This is a genomic window from Protofrankia sp. Cj5, from assembly GCF_917627405.1.
Taxonomy (GTDB): domain Bacteria; phylum Actinomycetota; class Actinomycetes; order Frankiales; family Frankiaceae; genus Protofrankia.
Window position 1 is genome coordinate 1 of the sequence record NZ_CAKJTO010000022.1, and the last position, 16,673, is coordinate 16,673.

Below are 16,673 nucleotides of genomic sequence, written 5' to 3' on the forward strand. Positions count from 1 at the left end.
GCCTCGGACATGCTGCCAAGACTCGACCCTGGCTTCGCTTTGTGGCTCATTGGTAACCGTGCGTTCTACGTCGAACATATCGTCGGCGATCTGGAGATTCCCGTCGTCCTCAACGGCTCAAAGATGCACGGCGAGGTCGACAATATCAACCTCTTTCCTGATGATCTCGACCCAGATCTGCTGGACGACTACGGCTATCCGGACCAGGTCGACCACGAGGGTCGTGATAACGACCCCGCCTACGCGAGCAGCAGCGGTCCAGCTGCCGACCAGCACGGCGAAGGCGACCCCCAGTACCTGGAGAAGCGCCGGGCTGGCAGCTTCGGGGCACCACACCGGTACGGACCGGACAGATTCACCGTCGACACTCCGGCCTCAGACCAGAATAGGGCCGCCCCCGAGGAAGTCATGGATACCTTCCCCTTTGGCCCGCTTTCCCGGGAGATCTAGCTTTTCGAGAAGTCCAGCTGCCCGGGATGGCCAGAACATCGGCTCTGGTTTCCGTCACGCCTGACTGTCACTGTCGGCCGCCATAGGGCGGGTTCTGCTCGCGGGGATCCGCCGATGGCGACGCCCACGGTTGTTGCTGTTGCGCCTGCCAGCCTGCCTGCGGGGCCTGCCAGCCGTCCGACGGAGGAAGCTGCTGCTGTGCGGGTGGGTATGCGTTTGGATCCTGCCAGCCGCCTGGTGGCATGTACCCACCCGGCGCCGACTGATTGACGTTCACCTGTACCGGGGTGCCACCGCTGCTCACGGCGAGGGCAATGGCGACGACCCAGCCCACCAGCGTCCAGCCGAGGAAAAGATTGATCACGAAGACCGAAGCGACCTGCCGCTTGCGCACCACGGCGATAATTGTCGGAATAAAGTAAAAGGCGATGCCGAAGACGACAGCGAGCAGTATCACGACTCCAGCAGCGGCGCCGGCGCCGGAACCACCTTCAGCGACGTCCATGACTCCCCCGCGTTCATAAATGCGACAGCCTGACCGTATGATTTGAGTCACTGTAGCAGGGTTCGGTCGGAAAAGCACCGCTACCCGTTATCCGGCTCCCACGGCAGCCCCAGATTGATCGCCTCGGGCTGATCGCCAGCATCACCTGCCGTCAGGCCCGGTGGAACGGACTGCCCAGTGATCATGGGCAGGACTGCTGGTCGCCGGGAAGCTGACGGTACCGCTGGGCGAGCGCTGGACGCGACCCTGGGTAGGAGAACAATTCCAGGGTTGCAGTCGCCGAGTGCGGCACGGCGCTCGCCCAGCGACGAGTCGACCAGCATAAAAGCGGTCGGTGGGAGCTGTTGGATCTGTGTCGGCTCAACACTGAACTCGTAGACCCGTTGCATGATCGAACCGTCTTGCTGGGAGTCGGTGACCGACAGGCTCTCGGTATCCTCCCAGAACGCTGACTGGGAGACCGAAACCGAGCGGTTCCAACCACCCGATCTCCCGCCCTTACCTCGCGAACCGCTTCTGCCTTCGGTTTCAGAAACTGTAACGCTCCCACCCGCGCTGCTTGACGTCCCTGTGGTGAGGCTGCTGCCAACCTGCCGGGTAATCTGGGAGAAGACGAACTTGTGCCCGCGACCGACGAACTCGGCAGCGGCCTCGGCCTCCCTTGCGTTTCCGAGCTGCATGATAAGCGTGGCGCTGTCACCAGTACCGATCAGGCGCTCCGCGTCTTCCGCCAGATGTTCGAACAGGTTGACAAGACGAATGCCGGCATTGGCGGCATGTCTGGCCATGCTTTCCAGCGCGGGTAGACCCATCCGGTCCCCTCCGGCAACCACCAGCATGTCCCGGGAAACATCGTCCCGGCGGCGCCGGAGCCGGTGCAGCACGATCTGGAACAGCACCTGATCGATGAGCTCCTTACGAGCGGCGGAAGTGTCACGGCTCGACGTCTCCATGACGCGGAGCCCGGATAGCGGCCACCACGATGGCGCTGTGCCCACCGCCGCGGTCTCGTCCCCCTCTGCGAGCCGTTCCAGACAAGCCCTCAGGTAATAGATTGCCTGTTGAATTCGTTCGCTGCCGCCCAGGGCATCCAGTCGGCTGGCGATGGTGTCCCTTTCCCCGGGTGAAAGGGCATCAGGGCCGTCCAGCTGGTCACGGCCCTGCAGCACCCGCAGGCCCGCGGCAAGCCGGATGAAGGTGAGCGGCGGGTCCAGCCTGGTGGTGATGGTCGTGAGTATCTCGGCGTCGAGAAGCCGAATTGCCGGGTTATCGCTCCCCGGGCGGAGCGTGTCAACGGCATTCGCGAGGAGTTCGGCAACGTCCTCAGGGCCGATGTCCCGCAGAAGCCCGAGCCGGCCTGTATCAGCAGAAAGATCATCACCGGTAACCGGGAAACCAGCCGCAGTGGCGAGCTGGGCAAGACCGCCGCCGATACCCCGCTCGCTGAAGTCGAGCAGGAGAATACCACCGCCAGACGATAGAACCGAAGAGCCGACGGTCGCCAGCAGACTTGTCCACCCCTCACGAGTGCCGCCGCAGACATCTATCCGGCTCGCGGTCGACCGAGGCGCGAGCGGATGGAACAAGGGCGCTTCCGCCCGTCGTGCCTGCTCGGCCGCCTCGTGGCTCTCCACCGCGGCCCGCCAACCAGCGGTGGCCGACTGGTATCTCTCCCACTCAGCGTCACGACGTTTTTGCCACTCGGTCTTTTCAAAAATAATTTTTCTTTTAAAAAAAATAATCCGGAAAACCAAAAATCCAATCCATGCTATTGACCCTAGTACGAACATCCACAATCCATTATAGCGAACAAATGTCAGGCCAATCAAAAATATAAAAACGGGAAATATTAATGCCCTAGGAAGTTTCTGCATACGCTTTTCAAGATTATTTTCATATTTCTTGATGTCTGGCGGGGGCGGCTCATGCCATACTGGCGGCCGATCATGATCGGGGTGCAGATTCATGCCGGGATCGACATACTCCCAGCCCCACCGTTCCTCCGGAACGAACAGTCGTCGGGTAAGTTCAGAACCGGGCATCTGGTTTCACGGGTTATGCTCCCACCCTCCGATGACTACTACCGCAACATCCATACGGACCTTGTTCTGTCAAGGTCACGATGACAGTCAACGTACCATCCGGGCTTCTGAGTCTGGGTTTCGTAGCCAGTCCCGACGCTGGACACGCTCGAGCTCCGACGGGGAACAGGCTAGAAGATCACCGATGGCTTGGTGACCGGGTCGCGAGCGCGGCGGTGACGGCTGCGGTGACACCGAGCAGGAAGCAGCAGAGACCGGCAGCTACCGTGCCACATGGTGGCTCAGCGTAGCCGCTGCCAGCCATACGCCCAGGCCGAAGACAGCTCCAAGAAAACGGCGGCGACCAGCGCGGACCGCGGGTGGTCGCCGTAACACGTTCGTGCTGCTGCTCTTCTTCTTGCTGGCGGGTTCCCTGGTTATACGCCGGCAGATCGGCGAAGGCGGCAGGTCCCGAGGCGCGCGGGCTGCCGGAGAACGGTGAACTGGCAGACAGTCCGAAGGACGGGAGCGGCGGCGCGGGTAAGGGATGGCGGTGGCCGTGTACCACCGCTACCCACGCCGCCGCTCCCGCATCAGCCCCGACACCGGAAACCCTCGCGCGGACCGAGGACGGCGCGACCGTGATTCATACGCGCTGTCCCGCGGTGCCCGCGCATTCCCAATGATACTCATGGGGAACGGGCAGCATCGGTGTCGGTTCACCCGGCGGCCGGGACACCGTCAGCCGGCGGCCGGGGAGCTGGGAAATGCAGCTCAGGGTGTTCGTATATGCCTGGAAATCGATTAGGCTCCCGCGGTGAGCCAGCCGTGCGCCACGGATCTGCGTGACAGCTGTCGGGGCGGCAGCACCGGCAGGCCGGGATCGTCGGACCCAGCCCGCTCATCACATGACACCGACGTGTTCTGGATCCTTCCCCAGATGATGCTCCGGCATTCATCAGTCCCGACGACGAGCGATGTCCTGGTGTGCGGATCGAATACTTCGACATGTCCATCGAAGCCGGGAGCGAGAATCCTGTAATGGCTCCACAGGTGTGCCGTGTAAGTGTCGGCGAACTTTCCCAGAAGCTCTCCATCAGCATCCAGAACAAGTATTCTCTTACCCATTTCCGCACCCTTCGCCCGCGCCTCAGAAATAGGGAGTGACTGGCCTGCTCAAAAGCTTACTGCACGCCCGGCCAATCGTCTATTCCTAATTTTTCACCATTGGCGTGAATACTATTTCGGCCACACCGAGCGGCATTCCAGCGGTATCGATACCACAACCATTCCAGGTGTAGTTCAGCGCTCGCACCCACCGGCCACGAACTCATTGACCTCGCAAACGTCCAGCTGGGATGTGGTCCGGCGACGGTATACAGCCGTGGGCACAACACCGCGGTGAAGGTATCCCGTCGCCGCCAGCAAGCCCCATCATCGTCTGGCAGCCCGACCAGGCCCCAGCAGGCCCGGGACGGAACTGCGGGCTATCCGGCTTGTGTCAGCCGGTGAAAGCTCACACCGCACCGGCCCGGTCAACATCCAAAAACCCCTGCCCGGCCGCTGACGATATCAGGGGATCACCGGCCTTCGGGCAACCATGCGGCGTATGGCCTTCAGGTAACCAACATCGCCGCGGGGCCGGCGCAGGGCGGCGCTGGCCGGCGCAGGGCGTCAACGCCGCAGCAGGCCCCGCAACCTGGACCTGGCCGGCCAGGTCTGCGCCGGGCCGTTCACCGGATAGGACGGAAACACCCGCTCGGCGGCGTCCACCAGCATGGCGACGTCCAACGGCTTGAGAAGAACACCGGCTGTGAGGATGTAATCAGCGACCCCCGCTACCGGCAGCAATACGACATCGTCGAACACAGCGAGTCCATGGGGCGGCGCGGCACGCGAGAACGCGACGACCGGTTGGACCGTGACCTGCCAGCCCTCCGGCAGTTCAGCGGCCAGCTGATCGGTAATTTCTGTACCCATCCAGGCAACCATTTCGATCATGGGCTGCAATGGCACCCGACCCGCCCACAGCCCGGCCCGGTTCTGCCGGAACGGCCCACGGTGCGCGTCCGTCTCGACCAGCCACGGTCCGGATGGTCCGATGACCAGATGATCGATATTGCTGGCGGAACCAGCAAGAGATCGATCATGAAGGACGGTGTACCCGGCGCGGGTGAGCCGCTCAAGCGCGCGTGCGGTACGCCGTTCGGCTTCGGCGTCCTCCCGCCACGACTCGATTTCCGGCGGGGAGCGATAGAACCGGACTGCCGCGACAACCAGCACAAGCATAACAAAACAGATAACTAGTTGCACTATCAAAGATACGGCCAGACTCAGCAGTGCGCCGAACACGCTGACCACAATCGTGGCGAGGGCGGCAACCACACCGGCGATCGCCGCCGCCCTGCCTACCCGGTCTTTACGTTCGACCGCGTAGAGCTGCCGGCAGCGCAGATACTCCGCCATGGCCGAGCGACCTGGCCATTGTCCATGTGACGCCCCGGTCATCATCGTCTTCCGGCCGACCAGATGACGGCCAAACCGGCCCGCGTGGCGCAAGACCCCTCACCTCCGCTGTAGACAAACCGGCCAAGCGCCGACCAGTCACAGCGCCGCGGGCTGGACGCGCGCGTCAACCATCACGGAGCGTGCCGCAAGGCCATCACCGGCCGCCACAACAAATCAGTTACACAGTGACCACCATTCCACATCCTTGCGTGTGGCCAAGGCCCGGGGAACCCTGAAGGTCGAGCTCCCGCGCGGCTGTATCGGGATACGACGTAACGGCACAGCAGCGACCCGCACCGACCCGCGGCCAGCGACAGCTGGCCGGTCCGGACCTGGAGGGTTCATGACACGGACACAGTCAGGGAAGCCACAAGAAGATCAGTATGGCACCGACGACGCGATCCGGTCAGCGGCCGATGTCCATCGCTACGCACGCCTGACCTGCCTGACCGATCAGCCACCGGGAAGCGTCGGCATCGAGACCGAGTGGTTCGTCGTCGACACCGAGTCCGTGTCACGCCCAGTGCCCCCCGCCCGAACGATGGCGGCGCTCACGGACGCCGCGGCCGGCAGCTCACATGATCATCGGGACAGTCCATCCAACGGGGCAACCGGCGTCCCAGGACATACGACCCTGCCGGGCGGTACCCGGATCACCTTCGAACCCGGTGGCCAGCTTGAGCTGTCAGCTCCGCCGCTGCCGCTTTCCGACGCCCTGGCGCGAACGGCCGCCGACCTCGCCCGGATCCGGTCGATGCTCACCGGCGCCGGCCTCGCGCTCGTCGGGATGGGCACCGACCCCCTCCGGCCACCGCATCGGCATCTCACGACGTCCCGTTACCAGGCAATGGAACGGTACTTCCAAGCCGGCGGCGGGTCAGCGGGCATGATGATGATGTGCTCTACCGCATCCGTCCAGGTCAACCTGGACGCGGGCAGCACGGCCCAGTGGCCCGGGCGATTCGAGCTGGCACACACCCTGGGCCCGGCTCTGGTGGCCATGTTCGCAGCCTCCCCGATGCTGGCGGGGATAGCCACCGGCTACCGCTCCACCCGGCAGGCACTGTGGTCGAAGATCGACCGGAGCCGGACCCGGCCGGTGGCGACCGCTCACCAACCCGATCCGGCGGCAGCCTGGGCGGACTACCTCCTGGCGGCGAGGGTCATGCTGCTGCGGGATCCCGACGGCGGATTCCAACAGCCCCCTGCCGCGACGACGTTTGGCGAGTGGGTGGCTGGCGATAGCCAGCTGCCACGGATACCGACAGTAAGAGATCTGATTTACCATGCGACCACTGTGTTCCCACCGGTGCGCCCACGTGGCTGGCTGGAACTGCGTTACCTCGACGCCACCCCGGCGGGGAACTGGCCGGTGGTGGTCGCCGTCACCACCGCTCTGCTCGACGATGCACGTGCCGCTGACATCGCGGCCGACGTATGCCTGCCCGTCGCCCACGAGTGGGCCACGGCTGCGTTGCGGGGGCTGCGTGACGCAGCGCTGCACAAGGCCGCCAGGGCATGCGCGGGCGCGGCCCGCGACGCTCTTGGCCGCATGGGCGCCGCAACGTCCCTCCTCACGGCCGTCGACGCGTATTTCGACGCCTACGTGGAGCCGGGACGCTGCCCCGCCGACGATCTCATCGACCGGCTGGCCGAGGTCGGGCCGGCTGGTCTGCTGCGCGCCGAGATCGATCGGAACATGATCGAAAATAACAACAGGGCCCCTGGGAACGATGGATGCCCACAGGCAACGACACAGGTCGCGGAACCCACTACCACGGATGTGATCGCACTGTGACAGCAGAAGAAGGCCCACGACCGGCGGATATCGCCCAGGCGCTCGCGGACAGCAGGACGCGGAGCCTGGCCTACACCGATCTTGACGATGCCGACCTGTGGCGCCAGCACTCACCACTGATGTCGCCCCTGGTCTGGGACCTCGCCCATGTCGGCAACTACGAAGAGTTGTGGCTGCTGCGGACAGCAGCGGGGCGGCAACCGCTGCGGCCGGGCATCGACCACCTGTACGACGCGTTCCGTCATGCTCGGGCGGACCGGCCTGCCCTGCCGCTGCTCGACCCGGCACAGGCTCGTTCCTATCTGGCCGAGGTCCGCGGCAATGTCCTTGACGGCTTGGAACGCCTCGCCCCGGACGCCCTGCGCGGGCCGCTCGCGCGTCCCGCGCTGCTGGCGGGCGGCTTCGTCTACGGACTCGTGCTCCAGCACGAGCACCAGCATGACGAGACGATGTTGGCCACCCATCAGCTCCGGGTGGGTCCTCCGGTCATCGGTGACGCCGGCCCGGCCCGGGTTCCACCGGCCGGGCGGCCGGCACCAGCGCCAGAGATGCTGGTGCCGGCCGGCGAGTTCACGATGGGCACCAACGGCGACACGCCCGGACATGCCTGGGCCTACGACAACGAACGGCCCGCGCACCGGGTGTACGTCCCCGCGTTCTTCATCGACACGTTGCCGGTGTCGAACGCGGCGCAGGTGGCGTTCATCGACGCCGGTGGCTATGACGATGAACGCCTGTGGTCGGCGTCGGGCTGGGCCTGGCGATGCGAAGCGGGCCTGCGGGCGCCGGAGTTCTGGCGCCAGGAGGGAAAGAGCTGGGTGCGGCGCCGTTTCGGCCGCGAGGAACCCGTCCCGATGGATGAACCCGTACAGCATGTGTGCTGGTACGAAGCGCAGGCGCACGCGCGCTGGGCCGGTCGGCGGCTGCCCACGGAAGCGGAGTGGGAAAAGGCCTGCGCGCACGATCCCGTCACCGGGCGTTCGCGGCGTTTTCCCTGGGGGGACAGCGGCCCGACGCCGGAACAGGCCAACCTGGACCATGCCGCGTCCCGTCCGGCGCTACTTGGGGCATACCCGGCCGGAGCCAGCGCGTACGGCGTCGAACAGATGATCGGTGACGTGTGGGAGTGGACAGCCAGCGATTTCACGGGTTATCCGGGATTCACCGCATTCCCGTACCGCGAGTACAGCGAGGTGTTCTTCCCCCGGACGTCCCCGAACGCCTACAAGGTGCTGCGCGGCGGGTCCTGGGCCACCCACCACAGCGCCATCCGGTCAACCTTCCGCAACTGGGACCACCCGATCCGTCGCCAGATCTTCACCGGCTTCCGCCTCGCCCGCGACGCCGAGATGGAAGGCTGATGCGGGTGTGTCGTCATATGGCCTGGCTCGGGACACCGCGGACACTGACCTCGCTCCTTCGCGATCCGCCGCACAGCCTGGCGCGCCAGGCATGGATGCCGCGACGGATGCTGCATGGGAAGATCAATGCCGACGGTTTCGGTGTCGGTTGGTACGTCACGGCGATGCGGACAGAACCGGCACGGTACCGGCGCGCGGTTCCGATCTGGACCGACGCCTCGTTCGCCTCGTTCGCTGGCGTGGTCAACTCAAGCTGCGTGCTGGGCGCGGTTCGCAACGCCACCGTGGGGATGCCGATCGAGGAGACGGCGACCGCACCCTATGCATATGGCCGCTATCTGCTCAGCCATAACGGACGGGTGGACGTCGACGTGCTGATGAGCATGCTCGACTGGACCAGGGGCGCCCCGGCTCCTGACTCGCGCTGCGACTCCGCGCTGCTGGCCGCCGCGGTCTGGCAGCGGTTGGCCGCTGGCGTGAGCCTCGCCGCCGCCGTAGCGGAGGTGGTCGTCGCCGCGGGCCGCGCCGACGGTGCCGCCCGGCTCAATCTGCTGGCCACCGATGGTAGCCAGCTCGTCGCTACTACCTGGGGTGAAACGCTGTCCTACCGGGTATCCACGGACGGGGACGACATAGGGATGGACGTGGCCAGTGAGCCCAGCGACGACTCGAACGAATGGGTCGATCTTGACGACCATCAATTGTTGACCACCGACACACGGGATGTAACCATTAGTAATTTGATCTAGAATTCGATTACTCTCGGTTGTAAAAGCGCTCCCGGAGGTTGCATCCATGACAGCATCCAGTACCGATGTCACCGATATCGGTTCCGATGCCGGTTCCAATGTCGGTTCTGTTCTCGGTACCGGTATCGATTCTCGGGTCGGTATCGCCGCGACCGGTACCGACCCGAGAATCGTCGTCGACCGGCATCTCGCCGCATCCGACCGCGCCGCGGCGCTCGCGGCCGACGTCAGGGCTGGACTGACGGCGGACCCGAAGGAGCTGCCGCCCAAGTGGTTCTACGACGCCACCGGAAGCATGCTCTTCGATGCCATCACCCGTCTGCCCGAGTACTATCCGACCCGCGCCGAACGGGCCATCCTGACCGGTTGCGTCCAGGAGATCGCCGCCATGTCGCGGGCAGACACCCTCATCGAGCTCGGCTCCGGAACCTCGGCAAAGACCCGCCTGCTGCTCGACGCGCTGCGCCACAGCGGCCACCTGCGCAGGTTCGTCCCCTTTGATGTGGATGAAACGGTGCTCTCCCGAGCCGCCATCGCTGTCCGCGACGAGTACCCAGGGGTGACCATCCACGCGGTTGTGGGTGATTTCGAGCGTCACCTTGATCTGCTGCCCGGCATCGACCGGCTACCTGGTGCCAACCGTCGGCTGGTCGTCTTTCTCGGCGGGACGATCGGTAACCTCGCTCCGGCCCAGCGGCACGACTTCCTGACCAGCCTGCGTGCCCAGCTCAACGAGGGCGACACGCTGCTGCTCGGGACCGATCTGGCCAAGAATCCCGACCGGCTGGTCGCCGCCTATGACGACAGTGCCGGCGTCACGGCCGCGTTCAACCGCAATGTCCTGTCGGTCATCAACCACGAACTCGACGCGGACTTCGACCCGCGGGGGTTCGCCCACGTGGTCTGTTGGGACGCTGCCAATTCCTGGATCGAGATGCGGCTGCGGTCCGTGCGGGACCAGCAGATCCAGATCGGCGCGCTCGACCTGTCGGTGTCCTTCGCCGAGAACGAGCAGATGCGTACCGAAATCAGCGCCAAGTTCACCAGGGATGGGCTCACCGCCGAGTTCGCGGCCGTGGGTCTGGCCATGGTCCGCTGGTGGACCGACCCAGCCGACGATTTCGCGCTTTCTCTCTGCGTCCCGGCCTGACCCCGTCACCGGACGGGGTCAGTGCGAACAGGATCAGTGCGAACAGGATCAGCGGAGCCTGTCAGCCGCGGTCGACCAGGCAGACGTCACGAGCCGCACCAGTCGATGCCGAAGTCGCCATCGCGGCATAGGCCCGCAGCGCGGCCGGCACCGGACGCACCCGGTCCACCGGCCGGAAACCGCCGGACGCCATCAGGGCCGCCCGCCGCGCAGCCAACTCGACCGCGTCCACCAGCAGGTCCAGCCGGCGGGACGGAATATCGATCTCGATGATGTCGCCGTCACGAACCAACGCGATCGTGCCGCCGTGGGCGGCCTCAGGCGACACATGCCCGATGGACAGACCCGCGGACCCGCCGGAGAACCGCCCATCGGTAACCAGCGCGCAGGCCGGCCCGAGGCCACGCGCTTTCAGGAACGTGGTCGGGTACAGCATCTCCTGCATGCCCGGACCGCCCCGCGGGCCCTCATAACGGATGACCAGCACATCACCTGGGTGGACCCGCCCGGACAGGATTGCGTCCACCGCGTCCTCCTGGCTTTCCAGGACCAGCGCGGGGCCGCGGAAGGTCAGCCGCCCGGCCTCCACCCCGGCGGTCTTGAGCACGGCGCCGTCCGGTGCGAGCGTCCCGCGCAGCACCGCGAGGCCGCCATCCGCGGAGTAGGCGTGCGCGACGTCGCGGATGCAGCCCGAGCCGGCATCGGTGTCCAGCGACTCCCAGCGGTTGACCGAGGAGAACGGCTCGATCGTGCGCACTCCGCCCGGTGCCGCGTGGAAGAGTTCCACCGCCTGTCCGGACGGGTCCGGCCGGCGGACGTCCCAGTGGGTGAGAAACTCCGCCAGGCTTGCCGCGTGGACCGTGTGAACATCCTGGCGCAGCAGTCCGGCCCGGTCGAGCTCACCGAGGATGGCCGGTATGCCACCGGCTCGGTGGACGTCCTCCATGTGGTACTCGGAGCTCGGCGCCACCTTGCACAGGCACGGCACCGTCCGGGAGATCTCGTCGATGTCGTCCAGGGTGATGTCCACTCCGGCCTCGACCGCGGCGGCCAGCAGGTGCAGGACGGTGTTGGTCGAACCGCCCATGGCCACGTCCACGGCGAAGGCGTTGGCGAACGCGGAGCGGGTCGCGATCGAACGTGGCAGGACACTGTCGTCGTCCTTGTCGTACCACCGCTTCGCCAGGTCCACAACGGTCCGCCCGGCCTGGACGAACAGGTGGCGGCGGGCAGCGGAGGTGGCGAGGGTGGAGCCGTTGCCGGGCAGGGCGAGCCCAAGCGCCTCGGTCAGGCAGTTCATCGAGTTGGCGGTGAACATGCCCGAACACGACCCGCAGGTCGGGCACGCCGAGCGTTCCACAGCGTCCAGCTCGGCGTCGTCGACCGTGGTGTCCACTGACGCGGCAATGGCGGAGATGAGGTCCAGACCGGACCGGACAACACCGTCGGTGACAACCGCCCGACCGGACTCCATCGCACCACCGGACACGAACACGGTTGGGATGTTCAGCCGCAACGCTGCCAGCAGCATCCCCGGTGTGATCTTATCGCAGTTCGAGATACAGACGAGCGCGTCCGCGCAGTGCGCGTTGACCATGTATTCGACACTGTCCGCGATGATCTCTCGGGACGGCAGGGAGTAGAGCATCCCAGCGTGGCCCATGGCAATGCCGTCGTCCACCGCGATCGTGTGGAACTCCCGTCCCACGCCGCCGGCCTCCGCGACCGCGTCCGACACGATGCGGCCGAGGTCACGCAGGTGCACATGGCCGGGGACGAACTCGGTAAAGCTGTTCGCGATCGCCACGATCGGCTTACCAAAATCACTGTCCGTCATACCGGTGGCACGCCACAGGGCACGAGCGCCGGCCATGTTACGGCCGTGAGTGGTGGTTCGGGAACGCAGAGCAGGCATCGGGTAGTCCTCGCAGCTGATCGAGCGGGTCGCGCACGGGCCCGCAGGAGCGGAGCCGAGCACGCTCACGGCGGCCTACCCATCCCGGCCAGGCATAACGCCGGGCTGACTGGCCGCCGACGCCACCGTTCACGGATCAGGCCCGCCCGCCGCAGGGTATCAGTATCGGTTGTTGTGCCGGCGCAACCACTCCCGCCGGGCTAACCACACGATGGCGAAGGACGCGACCGTACCCAGCAGCGGGGCGACATCGTGCTCGCGTGCGGTAGCCACGAAGCGCACCTGACCGTCGGGTTCCACGAGCCGCTGGCTCAGCTGCGTCCCGACCGCGAACAGAAACAAGCTCACAACGCCCACAATGACGTATCCAGTGCGGAACAGGCTGTACACGCCGATCCGGCGACGGGGCACGGCAGCCCGGAACAACATCGCGGGGATCGTCCGCCCCAGGATGCCGAAGAACGTCGCGAACACCGGGGCGAAGAGGAAGTAGTTGACGAAGGTGCTCACGGCAGGTCGGTCACATGTTCCACGGTAGGCGGCTGCGCGAAGAAGGAGCCCAAGGCCGCACGCCAGCGGACGAAGCGAGCGGACTCCCGGAAGGTCACCACATGCGCATCGAGGTTCTCCCACTCGACCAGCAGAACGAACCGCGACGGTGACTCAACTCCGCGGGTCATCCGCGCCGACCGGCAGCCAGGGCAGGTAGCGAGCTCAGCGACGACCGAGCGGTAGGCATCGATGAACTTCGCCTCCTCACCGGGCGTGACATCGAAGCGCGCGACCTCCAGCACCGGCGCAGCATCCGAGGCGTTTTCGGGAGCGGTCATGAACGCAAGTCTGGCATGCGCGTTACGCCTGGGAACATCCGTTGGGCATCCCGGCGACGGCGGGGGAGCCGCCACCTGTTCGGCACGTCCGCACCCGGCCCCGACAACCGCCTTCATCGTCAAGCGGGACCGCGCTCAGCCAGCAGAGCGCCCACCTTCGCACCCACCGCGGCACGCGGCAGACAAGACCGCAATAATCAAGCGACTGCAAAAGTCTTGCAAAAGACTATCTGTGCTGGTTACCGTCGACCGACCCGTCCGCCCGCCTGCCCCCGCTGCCTGGCCGGCAGAGCCGGAACGGAAAACGGCGGGGCCGCGGCGAGGCCGCGAACGCGAGGGGAAAGATCATGACTGTGGATGCCGGCACCGTGTCGAAAGCCGTACCGCTGTACGAGCGGATTCGCCAGGCGCTCGGCCCGCGGGAGTGGGCGACGATCGCGGGCATGACCGCGGTCATCGTCGGGCTGCATGTCATCGGCTGGTTCACCCTTGTCGCGGTCATCGCCCCGCACCACTACCGCTTCGGCACTCACAGCCAGGTGTTCGGCGTCGGACTGGGTCTGACCGCTTACACCCTTGGCCTGCGGCATGCCTTCGACGCCGACCACATCGCCGCGATCGACAACACCACCCGTAAGCTGATGGCCGACGGTCAGCGGCCCATGTCGGTCGGCTTCTTCTTCTCGCTCGGCCACTCCACGATCGTGTTCGCCCTGGCCTTTCTGTTCAGCATCGGTGTGCGCTCGCTTGCCAGTGAGGTCTCCGACGACGGTTCAGCCCTGCACGACGTCACCGGCTGGATCGGCACCACCGTCTCCGGTGGCTTCCTCTACGTCATAGCCAGCATCAACCTGGTCATCCTCGTCGGCATCGTGAGGGTGTTCCGCGACATGCGCCGCGGCGAGTACGACGAAGCCAGGCTGGAGGAACAGCTCAACTCCCGCGGGCTGATGAACCGTTTCCTTGGCCGCTTCACCAACGCGATCACCCAGTCGTGGCAGATGTACCCGCTCGGCGTCCTGTTCGGCCTCGGTTTCGACACCGCCACCGAGGTCGCCCTGCTCTTCCTCGCCGCCGGTGCCGCCGGCGCCGGGCTGCCCTGGTACGCGATCCTGGTACTGCCCATCCTGTTCGCCGCCGGCATGAGCCTGCTCGACACCATCGACGGCTCGTTCATGAACTTCGCCTATGGCTGGGCGTTTTCCAAACCGGTCCGCAAGGTCTACTACAACATTGCCATCACCGGTCTGTCCGTCGCGGTCGCCTTCATCATCGGCAGCATCGAACTGCTCGGCATCCTCGCCGAAAAGGCCAAGCTCACCGGCGGCTTCTGGGACTGGATCTCACATCTGGACCTGAACATCGTCGGCTACTTCATCGTCGGCCTGTTCGTCGCCACCTGGGTCATCGCGCTGCTGGTGTGGAAGTACGGCCGCATCGAGGAGAAATGGTCCGCCGGCCTCCGTGACGGCGCCCAGGCCGAGCCCGCGGGCTGAACCTCCACGACCCGGCCGCTGGCGCGACCGCCGATACGAGATGCACGACTCGGCGAACACTGTTCGGGTGCTTGATTTTCACACCATCCCGCTACCTACGGCACGTGGCCGCGCGCGGGCAATCGGTCCAGATCTTTGCTCCCGCTCAACTGGCCATGTCGACAAAACGGGAGTAGTGGCCCTGAAAAGCGACGGTGACGGTGCCGGTCGGGCCGTTACGATGCTTGGCGACGATCAGATCGGCCTCGCCCGCACGGGCTGACTCCTTCTCCACCGTATCCTCCCGATAAAGAAGGATCACGGCGTCCGCGTCCTGCTCCAGCGACCCCGACTCGCGAAGGTCGGAGATCTGCGGACGCTTGTCCGCACGCTGTTCCGAGGCGCGGTTCAGCTGGGAGATCGCCACCACCGGGACATCGAGTTCCTTGGCAAGAAGTTTCAGCGAACGCGATATCTCGCTGACCTCCTGCTGACGGTTTTCGGTTCGCTTCGGCGACGACATCAGCTGCAGGTAGTCAAGGACGATCATCCGTAGGTCGTTGCGCTGTTTGAGCCGCCGGGCCTTCGCCCGGATCTCCATCATGGTCAGGTGCGGGCTGTCGTCGATGAACAGGGGAGCGTCGGCGACCTCGCCCATCCGGCGGGCGAGGCGGGCCCAGTCCTCGTCGGTGAGGCGGCCGGTACGGATGCTCTGAAGCGATACCCGTGCCTCCGCCGACAGCAATCTCATGGTGATCTCCATCCGGCTCATCTCGAGCGAAAAGATCACAGATGTCATGCTGTTACGGATCGACGCGGCTCGGGCAAGATCTAGACCGAGGGTCGACTTCCCGACGGCGGGCCTGGCCGCGATGATCCACAACTGGCCACCGTGCAGCCCATTGGTCAGCTCGTCCAAGTCATTGAAGCCGGTGGGAACCCCGGTCAGTGACCCGTTGTGCCCCTGGATGGCTTCGATCTCCTCCAAAGCGGGATTGAGCAGCTCACCGAGGGGCGCGTAGTCCTCACTCGAACGACGTTCAGTGACCTCGTAGACGGCGGCCTGAGCACGGTCGACGATTTCGTCGACGTCCTGCGCGGGGCCGAAGGCGAGCTGGACGATACGGGTGCCGGCCTCCATCAGGCGACGCAGAACAGCCTTCTCCGCGACGATGCGGGCGTAATAGCCGGCATTTGCCGCCGTCGGCACACTTGAGATGAGGGTGTGCAGGTATGCCGGCCCACCCACCCGCTCAAGCAGCTCCCGCCGGCCGAGTTCGGCCGCGACGCTGATGACGTCAGCCGGCTCACCACGGCCGTACAGGTCGCCGATGACGCCGTAGACCGTGCCGTGCGCGGGCCGATAGAAGTCACCCGCGGCGAGTACCTCCACGACGTCCGCGATCGCGTCCTTCGACAACAGCATGCCACCCAGCGCGCTCTGCTCAGCAGCAAGATCATGAGGTGGGATGCGATCGAAGTCGACCGACCCGCCCGCACCACTCCGAGCGCGGTCAATATCGGTCAGTGTCATGACCACCCCCTGCCATGCGCCTTGTCGTGACCGCCGCTTGTGTCGCAACCACCGCTTCGAGCATCTCGACCGTCGAACATATGTTCGACGGTCGAGATGGTTCTGTCAATCCTCCGCCCTCCGCCCAGCAGCCACACCCGGCCGACCGGCCAACCCCAGGGAACAGTCCAGCCAGCGGCGCCGACTGTACGGGGGTGCGCTCCAGGAGCCCAAATAGTTATCCACAGGAACTGTGGATAAGACCTGTGGATAAGACCGAAAGTCTTGGGGACAGCATCAGGACAAGTCCCCTGAAGCTGTGGATAACCAACTGAAGGACAGATCGTCCAAGCCGAAGTCACGGCCTGGTGGGCATGGGCGCCATCCACCGCCTGTGG

Annotated in this window: 13 protein-coding genes and 1 pseudogene; 6 read left to right on the plus strand and 8 right to left on the minus strand. The window is 65.5% G+C overall.

Annotation, left to right across the window (positions count from 1 at the left end):
• Positions 1-450: pseudogene (locus MJ777_RS07125) on the plus strand (conjugal transfer protein TraC); the annotation flags it as partial.
• A gap of 67 nt (positions 451-517) precedes the next feature.
• On the opposite strand, the gene MJ777_RS07130 reads toward MJ777_RS07125, so the two are convergent.
• The 4 genes from MJ777_RS07130 to MJ777_RS07145 all read right to left on the minus strand — a co-directional run bounded on the left by MJ777_RS07130 (position 518) and on the right by MJ777_RS07145 (position 5,442).
• Positions 518-955, minus strand: a complete 438-nt coding sequence (locus MJ777_RS07130) for a superinfection immunity protein (RefSeq protein ID WP_239374347.1) — start codon at positions 953-955, stop codon at positions 518-520.
• An 80-nt stretch (positions 956-1,035) separates the two neighbouring features.
• Positions 1,036-2,709, minus strand: a complete 1,674-nt coding sequence (locus MJ777_RS07135) for a hypothetical protein (protein WP_239374350.1) — start codon at positions 2,707-2,709, stop codon at positions 1,036-1,038.
• A gap of 1,071 nt (positions 2,710-3,780) precedes the next feature.
• A complete protein-coding gene (locus tag MJ777_RS07140; protein WP_239348295.1) occupies positions 3,781-4,104 on the minus strand; it encodes a hypothetical protein in 324 nt (107 codons plus the stop codon).
• Positions 4,105-4,650: 546 nt separating this feature from the next.
• Complete coding sequence (locus MJ777_RS07145) at positions 4,651-5,442, minus strand: nuclease-related domain-containing protein (RefSeq protein ID WP_239307929.1); 792 nt, start codon at positions 5,440-5,442, stop codon at positions 4,651-4,653.
• A gap of 385 nt (positions 5,443-5,827) precedes the next feature.
• Here MJ777_RS07145 and egtA point away from each other — a divergent pair, with 385 nt between their 5' ends.
• From egtA to egtD, 4 genes are read left to right on the plus strand one after another with little or no spacing between them, the layout of a single operon-like run.
• Entirely contained in the window at positions 5,828-7,282 is a 1,455-nt protein-coding gene (gene egtA, locus MJ777_RS07150) for an ergothioneine biosynthesis glutamate--cysteine ligase EgtA (RefSeq protein WP_239374368.1), read from the plus strand.
• The gene (egtB, locus tag MJ777_RS07155; protein ID WP_370651387.1) at positions 7,222-8,643 is read left to right on the plus strand and encodes an ergothioneine biosynthesis protein EgtB; all 1,422 of its coding nucleotides are present in this window, start codon (positions 7,222-7,224) and stop codon (positions 8,641-8,643) included. The genes egtA and egtB overlap by 61 nt, the downstream gene beginning before the upstream one ends.
• Positions 8,644-8,648: 5 nt before the next feature.
• Positions 8,649-9,392 carry an ergothioneine biosynthesis protein EgtC gene (gene egtC / locus MJ777_RS07160; protein WP_239374436.1) on the plus strand — a complete coding sequence of 248 codons (744 nt, stop codon included), beginning with the start codon at positions 8,649-8,651 and terminating at the stop codon, positions 9,390-9,392.
• 46 nt (positions 9,393-9,438) lie between these two features.
• On the plus strand, positions 9,439-10,542 hold the full coding sequence (gene egtD, locus MJ777_RS07165) for an L-histidine N(alpha)-methyltransferase (protein WP_239307932.1): 1,104 nt from the start codon (positions 9,439-9,441) through the stop codon (positions 10,540-10,542).
• 61 nt (positions 10,543-10,603) lie between these two features.
• Here egtD and ilvD read toward each other — a convergent pair whose 3' ends face one another.
• The 3 genes from ilvD to MJ777_RS07180 all read right to left on the minus strand — a co-directional run bounded on the left by ilvD (position 10,604) and on the right by MJ777_RS07180 (position 13,287).
• Complete coding sequence (ilvD, locus tag MJ777_RS07170) at positions 10,604-12,457, minus strand: dihydroxy-acid dehydratase (RefSeq protein WP_239307933.1); 1,854 nt, start codon at positions 12,455-12,457, stop codon at positions 10,604-10,606.
• A gap of 159 nt (positions 12,458-12,616) precedes the next feature.
• Positions 12,617-12,967 (minus strand): hypothetical protein, encoded by a 351-nt coding sequence (locus tag MJ777_RS07175; protein ID WP_239307934.1) that lies wholly within the window; start codon positions 12,965-12,967, stop codon positions 12,617-12,619.
• Complete coding sequence (locus MJ777_RS07180) at positions 12,964-13,287, minus strand: antibiotic biosynthesis monooxygenase (RefSeq protein ID WP_239307935.1); 324 nt, start codon at positions 13,285-13,287, stop codon at positions 12,964-12,966. Before MJ777_RS07180 ends, MJ777_RS07175 begins: the two co-directional genes overlap by 4 nt.
• Positions 13,288-13,634: 347 nt before the next feature.
• Between MJ777_RS07180 and MJ777_RS07185 the strand changes: the two genes are divergently transcribed.
• On the plus strand, positions 13,635-14,783 hold the full coding sequence (locus MJ777_RS07185) for a HoxN/HupN/NixA family nickel/cobalt transporter (RefSeq protein ID WP_239348298.1): 1,149 nt from the start codon (positions 13,635-13,637) through the stop codon (positions 14,781-14,783).
• Positions 14,784-14,928: 145 nt separating this feature from the next.
• Here the strand turns inward: MJ777_RS07185 and dnaB are convergent, their stop codons facing one another.
• Positions 14,929-16,296 (minus strand): replicative DNA helicase, encoded by a 1,368-nt coding sequence (dnaB, locus tag MJ777_RS07190; RefSeq protein ID WP_239307937.1) that lies wholly within the window; start codon positions 16,294-16,296, stop codon positions 14,929-14,931.
• Positions 16,297-16,673 lie beyond the last annotated feature (377 nt).

What these genes read in the sequence shown, in the direction of transcription:
- MJ777_RS07130 (WP_239374347.1), bottom strand. Translation starts at nt 955, where the DNA reads ATGGACGTCGCTGAAGGTGGTTCCGGCGCCGGCGCCGCTGCTGGAGTC.
- egtB (WP_370651387.1), top strand. Translation starts at nt 7,222, where the DNA reads ATGCCCACAGGCAACGACACAGGTCGCGGAACCCACTACCACGGATGT.
- ilvD (WP_239307933.1), bottom strand. Translation starts at nt 12,457, where the DNA reads ATGCCTGCTCTGCGTTCCCGAACCACCACTCACGGCCGTAACATGGCC.
- egtD (WP_239307932.1), top strand. Translation starts at nt 9,439, where the DNA reads ATGACAGCATCCAGTACCGATGTCACCGATATCGGTTCCGATGCCGGT.
- egtA (WP_239374368.1), top strand. Translation starts at nt 5,828, where the DNA reads ATGACACGGACACAGTCAGGGAAGCCACAAGAAGATCAGTATGGCACC.
- MJ777_RS07185 (WP_239348298.1), top strand. Translation starts at nt 13,635, where the DNA reads ATGACTGTGGATGCCGGCACCGTGTCGAAAGCCGTACCGCTGTACGAG.
- MJ777_RS07180 (WP_239307935.1), bottom strand. Translation starts at nt 13,287, where the DNA reads ATGACCGCTCCCGAAAACGCCTCGGATGCTGCGCCGGTGCTGGAGGTC.
- dnaB (WP_239307937.1), bottom strand. Translation starts at nt 16,296, where the DNA reads ATGACACTGACCGATATTGACCGCGCTCGGAGTGGTGCGGGCGGGTCG.
- MJ777_RS07145 (WP_239307929.1), bottom strand. Translation starts at nt 5,442, where the DNA reads ATGGCGGAGTATCTGCGCTGCCGGCAGCTCTACGCGGTCGAACGTAAA.
- MJ777_RS07140 (WP_239348295.1), bottom strand. Translation starts at nt 4,104, where the DNA reads ATGGGTAAGAGAATACTTGTTCTGGATGCTGATGGAGAGCTTCTGGGA.